Source organism: Clostridium cuniculi, assembly GCF_004353185.1.
Classification (GTDB): domain Bacteria; phylum Bacillota; class Clostridia; order Clostridiales; family Clostridiaceae; genus Clostridium; species Clostridium cuniculi.
Window position 1 is genome coordinate 1 of sequence record NZ_SMUS01000059.1, and the last position, 12,029, is coordinate 12,029.

A 12,029-nucleotide genomic window follows, 5' to 3' on the forward strand; every position below is an offset into this window, starting at 1 on the left:
TCCTTGTATTATAGTTGTGGTCGGCAAACCTACTATAATTTTACAACGGAGGTTTTTTTATTTCTACTCACCGCTAGAAGCTTTCCGGAACCACAGGTCGAACCTGTGGTATTCTAAATACAAATAAAAAAACACTAGGGTAATTCCCTAGCGTTTTTTATTAATCCTACTTTGTATTTAATTGATTCAAAGTTAACTTCAATTCATATAACTCATCTTTTAATTTACTAATAACATTACTTGATTCCTTTAACTCTTTAGCATGCATTTCCTCACTTTCTCTTAAAGCTTGATTCTTTTCATTATTAAGTTTTGCTATTTCATCAGCTTTTTCAAGTAAAATCTCTTGTATTTTATTATTTAACTCATTACTATATACTTTATATTCATCCTTTTCTTTTCTTAGTTCTGAAATTTCAGCAATATATCTTTCATTATCCCTCTTTAGATATTCAAATCTCTGAAGTTCTATTTTATCCTCAGTTAACTGTGACTCTAATAATTTTATTTTTTCTCTCAATTTACTATTCTCTTCCTTAACAGCTTTATCCTCTTTAGATATATCAGAAAGTGATGCTATATGTAATTGTAGGTTTTCAATAACTTTAGACTTTTCATTCAACTCTTTTTCAACTGTAGTTAACGCTAAGTTAACTCTACTAAAGCTCTCTTTAGTTTCTTCTAATTCTCTACCTTTATTTTTAACTTCTATTTCATTCTCTTTTATTTTTTTATTTAAAGAACTATTTTCCTCTTGCAACAAAGCTATAACTCGATCCTTTTTCTTTATTTCTCCTTTCATTTTTTCTGTACATTTATCTTCTATATATGTAGCCATTTCTAAAGAGTTTACAAAACATCCCTTTATAGACTCCATAAGAAAATTAAACCTGTCAATTTCTCCTTTTCTATCAGCAAATTTATCATTACTTTCAACCTTGAAAACCTCATATTGATTTAACAATGCTACTACCATACTTTCTGCATCGTCAAAACTAGATTGAAGTAAATTTAATCTTTCTTTTGTAGATTTTTTTAGTTTTAACCCCTTGGTTTCTATCTTATTTTTATCTTCCTGAGGCAAATCAAAAGAATTCACTTCATTTTCTAAAGCTTTTTCACTACTATTTTCAACTATTATTTCTTGATTTTCATTGATTTTATCATTGTTTTTCATACTCTTAAAACCTCTTTCATTTTTAACTTAGTTAACTAAAGTTAACTAAGTTAACTTTAGTTAACTTTATGCTACAATTATAACATATAAAAAGTTCAAATTCTATAAAAAAAATAGCAATATTATTTTTTAAAAAACTGCGCACATTCCCGAATGTGCGCAGTTTTTTATCAAACCCTTGATTTTAAGCCATTTTACTGATATTATAAATATATAAAAATATAAAACGCGCAGTTTTAAAATATAAAATGCGCAGTTTTATTTTAGGTAAAAATCGATTTATACACGAAAGGAAATTTCAAATGAATTTAAATGATGAAATGCTAGATATGATGAAATTCTACAAATTTTATAAACAAATGAAAGCATATGAAAAAAATAGTGAGTTTACTGAAAAAACGCAAGAAAATCTCATCAAAACAGAGGGAGCAAATAATATTTCTAAAAAAATAGCTCAAAAAACAGAGGGAGCAATTTTAAATGATAAAAATTCATATAAAAATGATGAAAATATAAAAGAAGAGGGTAAAAAAAAGAATTATAAAGCCACAAGACCATTAGAGGTGGAAGAGTATGAAACTATAATTAAACTATGTAAGGAAGGTTTTACTTATTTAGATAAAAACACAGGGAGAGAAAAAAAGTTTAGACCAAATCCATCTTTAGCTTTTGCATTAGCACTTCAGGCAACATTAGGATTTAGAGCTTCCGATATAGTTAATTTAAAGGTTTCAGATTTTAATAGAAGTAAATTTGCTATTAAAGAGATAAAAACAGGTAAATGGCAAAATAGAGATTTAAATGATGCAATGTATAATAAATTATTAGAATATGTAGTTAATAATAATTTGGATAAAGATGATTTCATTTATCCTAATAAAGTAAGGAATATGCAACAGCAATTAAAAATAATTACTGACTATTTAGGTTATAAAAATATTGGTACTCATTCATTTAGAAAACTTTTTGCTCATACTCTATATGAAGAATCGGGACATGATATAGAATTAGTTAGACATGTATTAAATCACTCTGATATAAAAACAACTATGAGATATTTAGGGGTAAGTATGAAGAAGTTAAAAGAAATGAGTAATAAAATAGATTTCTCTTATGCACTATAAAACAGAGGGAGCATTCTAAAATTTTCATCCTATACAAATATAGTAACTAATCATACAAAAAAGAGTATATAAATTTGTGTAAAAAAACAAATCTATATACTCTTTTTTTAATTATTCTATAAACACATATTTCTTAAAGTTTTAAAATAAACTTCAGTTTCATTTGTGCAAAGCAATTTCTTAATTTTTTCTTTTTGACTTAATTTATCTATTGTCTTCATATAAGTTTCAATTAATTTATACCCTATAAAATAGCCTGTTCTTGAAACACCACATATATTTCTTCTTGGAGATATAAAATCAAAATATTTATTTTCATCCTTTTCTGAAATAACATTAAACATTTCATTAAAAAGATATTTTTCATTTTCCTTACACCATTTTAAGTCATTCTCACTCATAAGCAACCCTAAATCATCTCTTTTATCTAGTTGATTGGTTATATAAGCAGCTCTCCCCTCTTCAATCAGATGCCAAATTAGATTACTCTTATCTTCTATTTCACAAGAACAAATATGAACAAATTCATGAATTACAGTATTATATATAATATCTTCTGGATTAATGCTATATTGCTTTAAATATCTATATATAATCTCATCATTTTTCATATTGATATTATCAGGATTTACAAACCATTCCATTGCATAATATATATTATCTCCATAAGTACATATTCCATCATTAAAGCCACCATAAAACATTATTATATCTAAATTTTTATTATAATTTGAAAGTTCACTTAAAAATAAAAGCTTATCCTCAATCTCTTTTTTATTTATTACTATATTACTCACTACTTTATCAATTTCATCTAAAATATTAGGATATTTAATAATTGAATTGTATAAATTTAAAGAAAAATCTTTAAAATCCTCTTCAAATTCCTTTGCCCTTACATAAGAGTTTAGAAATTTCTTGTTCTCCCTACAAAACTTTAATAATTCTTTATCACTTAAAATTTTCTTTATATTTTTTAAATTAATCAATTTTTTCTCTAAGTTTATTATCCTAACCTCCATAATTTAAAATCCCTCCTATAATATAGTTATTAACATACTTTCATATCTATATCTTTATTTCAAACCCAAACTGATGAAGAACTAAATCATCATCAATTACCTCATCATAAATCCCATCAACCTTTTTAAATCCAACTTTCTTATAAAGATTTATTGCTGGATAATTTTCATCTACAACAAAGAGTCTTAAATATTCTACATTAATCTCTCTTGAAAGTTCAATTGCTTTATTAAGCACAATAGAACTAATTCCTTTTCTTAAATAATTAACATTTACACCCAATCGGTCAATATATAAAGCCTTAGCATAATTATCTTTCCAATTTACACTATCTGATCCTGCATTTGAATAACTTAAAGCAAAAGCAGAAACTATTTCATCATTATCAATCAAAACATAAAGTTGATTATTTTTAATATCATCTTCAAAAAATTCACATGGATAGATTTCATCCCAAATATAAATATTATTGCTATTCATATTTTTAATAATTTCTTTATACATACCCTTAATTTGTGGCAAATCTTCTATAATTGCTAGCCTCAACTCCATATAAAGCACCTCCATTTAATTATAATGATTTTAAACTCTTTATTTAACTTACTAATAAAGTTGAAATTTATAGTAAATTAATCCAGTATCTTTGTGTCACCTCATGTCCATCTATTATTTCATTTTCAAATTTACCGCCATTTTTTAATATAGTACATGCTGACGCAATATTATTTTTGTCACAAGTAATTAGGACTCTTTTTATATTTAGTTCTTTACATTTTTCTAATGCCAATTTTAACATTTCTGTTGCATACCCTTTTCTTCTTTCTGACTTTCTAACACTATATCCTATATGACCTCCATAGTTCAATAAATACTCATTCAATTTATGTCTAATATCAATCATACCAACTAACTTGTTAGTTTCATCTATAGCAAGATATGTTGTTGCAGGTACTAATCCTTCTCTTACAGTCTCTTCTTTTAAATTATCTTTAAATGCTTGGTACCACTCTTCAAAAGATTGAGCATTAGCTAATCCCCCAGTACCATCCATACTATCTCCATTTCTAGTAAATTCATTCTTATAGTCCATTATACTTTCTTTATATTTAATATTAGGCAAAACTAATTTTATTCTATTCATTTTTATACCTTCTTTCATAAATTCTATTTGTGGTTCATATTTTTTAGTTCTATTTTTTTCAAATAGATCTATATCATTACGATTGGCTCGTCTGTATTTCATAAATTACCACCAAATTAAACACCTTTTTTAATTCTTTCATTATTATAGATCCTTACTTTTATTTAACTTGCTTAAAATCTAATTATTAATTTACAAACTTTTATAATAATTTAATTATTCACAATAAATTACAATTAATTGTTAATTATAACATATTTTTGTAAACATAGTTCTCTTTAATATTTAAAAGAATAAATTTTATTAACTAGTTTGTAATATAATAAAATTACTCATATTATTTTAGGATTGAACACAAAATACCGCATATTCATATTTGAATTGAAGTGCCCCCTGTCAAGTAGACAGAGAGCACTTCATATTGAATAATACGGTATTTTTAATAAATTAATATTTATTTTATTTATTAAAATCTTAAATTTTTTTATTTAAATTTTATTTGATAACTCCTCTAAATCAAAATTAAATCATGCTAATTGAATACATATGAACTAACGAAATCATATACTGACTTAACTATCTTATCTAATCTTTCATAATCTATTAGTTCTGGTACATCATTTTCTGTATGAATTACCACTTTTACATTTTCATCAATTATACATATGGCTGGTATTCCTACTTTGTCAAATGCAACACTATCAGCGGTTCCTTTTAAATTAGTATCTAATTCTACTTCTAATCCATTATTCTCTATAACTGTTTTCATTGGTTCATATAAAGATGTATTCGTATTTGCATCTAAAAAAGTTACTTTTCCTCCATCTTTATACCCAACCGAATCTATATTAATATTTATTAGACTATTATATTTTCCATCTATATCTTCAATAAACTTTCTACTTCCTGTTAATCCCTTTTCTTCACCATTAAAGGCACAAAATATTATATCAAATTCTGGTTTTTCTATAGAATATTTATTATTTAGAGTTTCTGCTAACTCCAATAATACTGCTACACCAGATGCATTATCAATTGCTCCTTTTATTATCCTCCCATCTTGTATTCCTATATGGTCAAAATGTGCAGAGATTATTACTGCATTATTAGACTTACTTTCTATTTTCCCAACAATATTATTAATCGTCTTTACTTCTCCATAGTCATCCTCTGCAATTAAGCCATAAGTTTTATATACTTCTTGAGTATATTGATGCTTGTAATTTTCTCCAAACATTGAAATTAATCCGATCTTACTAAATAAAACACTAAGGTACTCTCCAGCCAACTCATTTTCTAAACTTCCAATTAATCTTCCTTGAAATTCATCTGAGCATAGTTTATTAATTACTTCTTCTTTGTCAATAATTGCAGTTTGTTCATTGCTCTCCTCAATTGAATTATTTGTTTCAGCTGAATTTAAATCTTGTACTGTTTCAATATTTTGTATTTTATTTGTACATCCTGATAATGATACTAAAATAACTATAATAGATAAAAATATTGATATTTTCCTATACATAATAATCTCCTTTATAAATTTATTCTATATATAATACTAACCATATTATGTAAATATGAATCAATATATCTATTCACATACCATATCTTACATATTTTTAAACACCATATTATTCAATTTTCAAAGATCATTTAATTCGCAATAATTTCAAACTGCTTATAATGTTTTTGAATTGTGAACTAAAAAAATACCTCATATTCTTTTGAATAAGACGGTATTTTCTTAATTTGTAATTATTTTTTTCATAAATATTAATACTAAGAAGAATAATTATTTTGATATAATTCTTTTCTTAATTTTATACCTAATAATATTTTAGATACCAAAAATAATACTGGTAATTCTATTAGTGGTCCAATTATGAGAGCTAATGCAATTAAAGGTTTATCTGGAAATGCTGCAACAGCAATTGTTAATGCTACAGGAGAATTTCTAGCAAGAGTAGTTAAACTTAAAGAAACACTATCTTGGTAATTTAGTTTAATAATTTTACCTACAAATCTTCCAACTATAAAATTAATTGTAAAGAATAATAATATTGGCACTAATAGAATAAATAATACTTTATAATTTTCTAGTAATGATTTTCCTTGTGAAGCAAACATAGCTATAATAGCCATGTTTAAAAAATATCCTTGATAATCACACGCTCTAGAAACTAACTTATTCTCAAATGTATTACTCCCTACTTTATTTATAATAAGATTTCTTGCTAATACCGACAATAATAATGGAATTATTAAGCTAATTATAATTCCTCTACACAGACTTATAACATCTATAGATACGCTAGTTCCACCTATGAGTAATATATACACAGGCAACAAAAGTAATTGAAGTATTATATTTAGAGGAAGTATAGAAGAGGCTAAGGCTACATTTCCTTTAGAAACTCCTGTGAATATCAAATACCAATCTGTACAAGGAGTAACCATAAGCATAATAAAACCAATTAAAAGTTCTGAATGACTATTTAAGAATATTCTACCTAAAATGAATATTATTATTGGTGTCCATACAAAATTTATAATAACTGATGTCAATGTAAATTTTATATTTTTAAATGAACTTCCTATTTCCCTTAAAGATACTTGTATAAATACTAAAAATAGCATTATTGTTAAGGATGGCATAATTAAATATTCTGAATAAATTTGTATAAATCCTATTTGTCCTAGTAGAATACCTAATAAAATCATTATAAAAATATTAAAACTTTGAAACTTATTTATATTTTCCATATAAAACTCCTTTTTTCTACTATATAATAATTGAATATAATTATCATTTATGGCTTGTATTATATAGAAAAGTAAATAATTATACAAGTTTCATCTCAATAAAATCTACTAAAATCATTCAAACATTAATTATCTAAGTTATTTCTATATTAGATTTCACTAAACTTCCAGCATCAATGTAAAAACTATTTATTATTTCACTTATAATCAGATTGTAAGTTATCAGGGATTTCCGTTACATTTATCTCTTTCATTAACATAGAGTTATCCATTTCTCCAGACTTATAAAATGAAATTATCCACTCATCTGTTGAATGCGCTCTATATTCATATACTCTATCATTCTTATCTCCATTAACTATACCAATTTGTATTCCTTTTTCACTATTGTCAATGGCACAGAATGGAATATACGTCCTATCTTCCCAAATAATCGAAACATAATTATCAGTATATTGTGTAGTCATATTTTCTAACTTTTTATTCTTTTGATCAGAAACATATAACATAATCATTAATGAAAATATACTTATAAAATATATTGACTTTTTCAATTAATCTTCCCCCCTTATACACATTAGATTATTTTAGTAGATAATTTTTAATGGCTTTGTTTCAAAATAATATTGAAATAAGTATAACATAAAGGATGTCCCATCCGGACATCCTTTTAAATCACAATAAATTAAGATTCTTTCTTGAAGTATATTTGCTAAAATTGGAATTTATCGATTACTTACTATATTTCTATAAATAATAAATAACTTCTTCCAATGAACCTAATACTATTTTAGTCATATCCAAGTAGTCTTGATTTGGCACTTTCATATCAGGAATACATATTACTGGAATATTTGCTGAATATGCTGCTTGTATTCCTGCTTCACTATCTTCTAAAACCAAACATTCTTCTGGCTTTACTGAAAGCTTGTCACAAGCTTTTAGAAAAATATCTGGATCTGGTTTTCCTTTTTCGACTTCATAACCAAATACAAACTCATGAAAATATTCAATGATGTTATGCTGTCTTAATATAGTTAATGCTCTATCCTTTGTACTTGAAGAAGCAATTGCGATTTTGAAACATTTATTTTTTAAATAGGATAACAATTCCTTGGCTCCAGTTTTTAAAGCAACACCTTCAGCAAGAAATTCCCTTTCAATTTTCAATACATTGTTTAATCCTATCTCAACAGACCATGGTAAATTATATGTATCTATTAAATTTGTAACATTCTTGACTTCTGTTTTACCACTAAAATTTTGAGCATATTCTTCCATAGAAAAATCATATCCAAATTTATGTAATATTTCTTTATAGATTTTATATGAAATTATCTCACTATCAATTAATAATCCATCTAAATCAAATATTACCGCTTTTATCATACAATTACTACCTCCACAAATTCCTATTTATTTAATATCAAAAAAATCAAACTATCATGCATAATAATACAATTACGAGTTAATTATATCATATTTTGTAAATACCGTATTATTAAATTTTCAAATAACAAATTTCCTTAGCTAGTTCGCAATAATTTTAGATTGTTGATAAAATCTATTTTATAAACCTAAGCTTATACTACTTTATCTCTTTCAAAATCAAACTCACTGTTCTTGATACCATTATAGCTGACATAATTAAAATAAATATTGATAACCCTCTAATAGGTAAATCGTTTACATAATAAATTACTATGCCAATTCCACCTATCATTGTAATTACGCTCATTATTAAAGCTATAATACTAACTGTTTTTAAATTATTCATCCTTAATCTCCCCTACAAATAAAAATCTAACTACATACTTATAAAATTACAATCCAAATAATCAATTATTTTTTTGTTGTTTAGTATTAATTGTTCTTGTTCTTCTTTAATTACCTCTAACATTTATTTTTCTTGATTTTTTATATGACTACTAGATAAACCAAAATTTACTTCTCTAAACTATCATTTGTATATCGTTCATCACCCCACCAATTTAATATTAAATCTTCCAATTTGATAATTTCACGATTATCATAATCAACCATAATTTTGATTTTTTTATTTTTCTCTGAAAGTTGCATTAAGAACTCTCGACATGCACCACATGGCATACCACTTCCTCCACCATAAGGTGCTTTATCTCTAAAAGCAATTAATCTTTTTATTACAGTTTGTCCGCTATTCATATACATATTTAATGCAGCAACTCTTTCTGCACATAAATTCATTACTCCACCACAACTTTCTATACAGAATCCTGTATAGATATCACCATTCTCTGCTTCCAAAGCACAAACAACATGATGTGCATAAACAAATGGAGAAACCTCTTCTGGATGATATTCTTCTTTTGCTTTTAAATATAACTTTTCCCAAATATCCATAACATTATCCTCTTTGAATTTCTAATTTAGTTAAATCTATAATTAATATTATTATTAACTCTTTGCAATATCTAATTATTTATATACCTCATAATATAAAATTCACCTTTCCCTATATAGGTTTCTTGGTGTTTCTTTTCAACAATCTCAAATCCTTGTGATTTATAACAATTAATAGCTCTATTATTCCAAGTTCTAACTTCTAATATAACTGGTTTATTAGGAAACTTAATTTTACATTTATTTAATCCTAATTTAGTAATTATTTTGCCTATTCCTTGATTACAATATCTCGGATTTACACCTATTCCAAAAAATATTGTTTCACCTTCATCTAATAAGTTTATAAATCCAACTAATTCATCCTTTTCATTTATATATGCAGTAAATCTATTTCTTCCTATTTCATCACATAATGAATATTTCTCCTTAATCATAGTTTCCCATTCAGGTAAATTATATATTTGGTATTTACCTTCATACTTCCACGTAGCTATCTCTCTAGCATGCTCTTCTGTTAATTTTTCATCTTTTAAATTCATAATTACTCTATTCTCCTTTAATAATTTTAATAAAATTATCTTTTTCACTTTGATTTTCAAATAAATTAAACCAATCACATATTTCTATGGCAAAATCAATAAATGCTACGCCTTGTGCTGTTATTATATTTTTATCTCTTACAACTCTTCCTTGAACAAAATTTTCTCTTGGAAATGGATCTTGTTCTCCAAATACTTCACTGTGTTTTTCAGTCCATTGAACAATAGGTGTAGTATATTTCACATCATTAAGAATACCTGATTTTGCTAAAAACACTGTACCTGCTCCACATATAGCACTTATCAGCTTTCCTTCTAAACTTAGCTTTTTAATTAAAGCTATTAACTCAGGCCTTAAATCTCCAAACCATCCTCCTGGAATTATTAATCCATCCACACTTTCTACTAATACCTCGGAAACTAATTTTGATGGTTTATATAAAAAACCAGACCTACCTTTGATTATTGTATCTTCATATGCTATTGTAATCACTTCTTTATTAGCATCTGCACCTAATAAATGAGTGATAAATGTTATTTCATAGTCTGTCATTTCTTCAAAAATAAAAACTAATATTTTTCCCATTAACTCTTCCTCTTTAATTTTCTTCACTTTTTAATACAATTACTAGTTAATTATATCATATTTTGTAAATTTAATACTGTTCAATTTTTAAAGATCAAATTTTATTGATTAATTCGTGATAATTTCAAATTACACATAATATATTTAAATTTCGTACTAAAAAATAACATATATCCAGTTTTGAACAATACGGTATTTTAAATAATCTATTTATTACATTTAATTTTTTTATTATCACTAGAAGTTGAGTTACAAATTTAACACTATCTATACAATATTTTTCTAGATAGTTTATATAGATAAGACCCTATTGAAAACTCTAATGAATCAATACAATCTCTTATATTCCCTAACCCATATAATCCACCTAAGCTTATAATTTTTTCTTTTTCATTGCCATCTGGACCACCAAGTAAAATATCGACATCATGCCCAGCCATATTTGTAGAAACAGTTACTGCTCCATTTAAATATTATCTTTTCTTAATATTTCCCTTGCTCTATATATAGAATCCTTAGCATTATACCAGGGTTCATTGCTATATCTATAATCAAATTTATTAATAAACCACTCTAAATCATTTTCTAGCTCTTTACAATACTTCATTTGAACATTGGTTATTTCTTCTCTAAATACTTTAAATTCTTTTTTACTAAGCTTATTCTTAGCTTCATTGATAAGAAGTCTATTGTGCTTAAAACAAAAATATTCTTGCTTTCTAAAGTTCTCTCTAAAAGACTCTTTATTTTTCCATAAATCTAATGTAATAGCAATATCACTATTCATAGCTTTAATATTTACTTTCTCACAAACAAAACACTTCTTATCATGTGACTTTTTCATAAAAAGCTTCGAACCTTTATTTTCAGGTTGGCCACTTTCCATTTTTCTAATTTCTAATGTAATAAGTTTCTTTAACATTATTGCCATTCCTAATTTATCTCTCATGTCCTCCATTTTGCTCATATGATAATCACAAAATGTATATTCATTCCCGAATTTAGGAAAAAAATCTAAATCCATAACTAAATCTGTAGATATAGAATTTAATACTTGATTTTCAAATTCTTCTATAGATCTACATAATGCACACTTTTCTTTTTTCTCAAAACTTTCATAAATTCTAATATGTTCAATACTAACCCTCTCTAATTCCTCAGTTCCCATAATATCCTCCACTTTATAACTTTTTTAAATATCTATTTTAATTATATCACACAAATAATCATTACTTATTTTTACCATTATAAATACAAAATGGATTATATCTAAGTTTGTAAGATATAATCC

General features: G+C 25.4%; 15 protein-coding genes. 1 reads left to right on the forward strand and 14 read right to left on the reverse strand.

Translation table 11 applies throughout. From position 1 onward, the window contains the following. Nucleotides 1-166 precede the first annotated feature (166 nt). On the reverse strand, nt 167-1,177 hold the full coding sequence (locus EJJ37_RS18570; RefSeq protein WP_133016947.1) for a hypothetical protein: 1,011 nt from the start codon (nt 1,175-1,177) through the stop codon (nt 167-169). A 302-nt stretch (nt 1,178-1,479) separates the two neighbouring features. Between EJJ37_RS18570 and EJJ37_RS18575 the strand changes: the two genes are divergently transcribed. Continuing rightward, entirely contained in the window at nt 1,480-2,301 is an 822-nt protein-coding gene (locus EJJ37_RS18575) for a tyrosine-type recombinase/integrase (RefSeq protein ID WP_166484831.1), read from the forward strand. A gap of 116 nt (nt 2,302-2,417) precedes the next feature. On the opposite strand, the gene EJJ37_RS18580 is transcribed toward EJJ37_RS18575, so the two are convergent. The 13 genes from EJJ37_RS18580 to EJJ37_RS18635 all read right to left on the reverse strand — a co-directional run bounded on the left by EJJ37_RS18580 (nt 2,418) and on the right by EJJ37_RS18635 (nt 11,906). Then, nucleotides 2,418-3,323 (reverse strand): gliding motility protein GldB-related protein, encoded by a 906-nt coding sequence (locus EJJ37_RS18580; protein ID WP_133016949.1) that lies wholly within the window; start codon nt 3,321-3,323, stop codon nt 2,418-2,420. 46 nt (nt 3,324-3,369) lie between these two features. After that, nucleotides 3,370-3,876 (reverse strand): GNAT family N-acetyltransferase, encoded by a 507-nt coding sequence (locus EJJ37_RS18585; protein WP_133016950.1) that lies wholly within the window; start codon nt 3,874-3,876, stop codon nt 3,370-3,372. Between the two features lie 67 nt (nt 3,877-3,943). Further along, the gene (locus EJJ37_RS18590) at nt 3,944-4,465 is read right to left on the reverse strand and encodes a GNAT family N-acetyltransferase (protein WP_133016960.1); all 522 of its coding nucleotides are present in this window, start codon (nt 4,463-4,465) and stop codon (nt 3,944-3,946) included. A 532-nt stretch (nt 4,466-4,997) separates the two neighbouring features. After that, nucleotides 4,998-5,987, reverse strand: a complete 990-nt coding sequence (locus EJJ37_RS18595; RefSeq protein ID WP_133016951.1) for a M28 family metallopeptidase — start codon at nt 5,985-5,987, stop codon at nt 4,998-5,000. Between the two features lie 257 nt (nt 5,988-6,244). After that, on the reverse strand, nt 6,245-7,228 hold the full coding sequence (locus tag EJJ37_RS18600) for an arsenic resistance protein (RefSeq protein WP_133016952.1): 984 nt from the start codon (nt 7,226-7,228) through the stop codon (nt 6,245-6,247). A 197-nt stretch (nt 7,229-7,425) separates the two neighbouring features. Continuing rightward, complete coding sequence (locus EJJ37_RS18605) at nt 7,426-7,782, reverse strand: hypothetical protein (RefSeq protein WP_133016953.1); 357 nt, start codon at nt 7,780-7,782, stop codon at nt 7,426-7,428. 193 nt (nt 7,783-7,975) lie between these two features. Further along, nucleotides 7,976-8,617: an HAD family hydrolase gene (locus EJJ37_RS18610; RefSeq protein WP_133016954.1), complete on the reverse strand. Its 642-nt coding sequence runs from the start codon at nt 8,615-8,617 to the stop codon at nt 7,976-7,978. A 199-nt stretch (nt 8,618-8,816) separates the two neighbouring features. Continuing rightward, entirely contained in the window at nt 8,817-9,005 is a 189-nt protein-coding gene (locus tag EJJ37_RS18615; RefSeq protein WP_133016955.1) for a hypothetical protein, read from the reverse strand. Between the two features lie 167 nt (nt 9,006-9,172). Next, nucleotides 9,173-9,610, reverse strand: a complete 438-nt coding sequence (locus EJJ37_RS18620) for a cytidine deaminase family protein (protein WP_133016956.1) — start codon at nt 9,608-9,610, stop codon at nt 9,173-9,175. 71 nt (nt 9,611-9,681) lie between these two features. Then, nucleotides 9,682-10,152 carry a GNAT family N-acetyltransferase gene (locus EJJ37_RS18625; RefSeq protein WP_133016957.1) on the reverse strand — a complete coding sequence of 157 codons (471 nt, stop codon included), beginning with the start codon at nt 10,150-10,152 and terminating at the stop codon, nt 9,682-9,684. Nucleotides 10,153-10,159: 7 nt separating this feature from the next. Further along, the gene (locus EJJ37_RS18630; RefSeq protein ID WP_133016958.1) at nt 10,160-10,738 is read right to left on the reverse strand and encodes a DJ-1/PfpI family protein; all 579 of its coding nucleotides are present in this window, start codon (nt 10,736-10,738) and stop codon (nt 10,160-10,162) included. A 263-nt stretch (nt 10,739-11,001) separates the two neighbouring features. Further along, complete coding sequence (locus tag EJJ37_RS20480) at nt 11,002-11,178, reverse strand: hypothetical protein (protein WP_166484832.1); 177 nt, start codon at nt 11,176-11,178, stop codon at nt 11,002-11,004. Between the two features lie 26 nt (nt 11,179-11,204). Next, nucleotides 11,205-11,906, reverse strand: a complete 702-nt coding sequence (locus EJJ37_RS18635; protein ID WP_133016959.1) for a DUF6062 family protein — start codon at nt 11,904-11,906, stop codon at nt 11,205-11,207. Nucleotides 11,907-12,029: the final 123 nt, after the last annotated feature.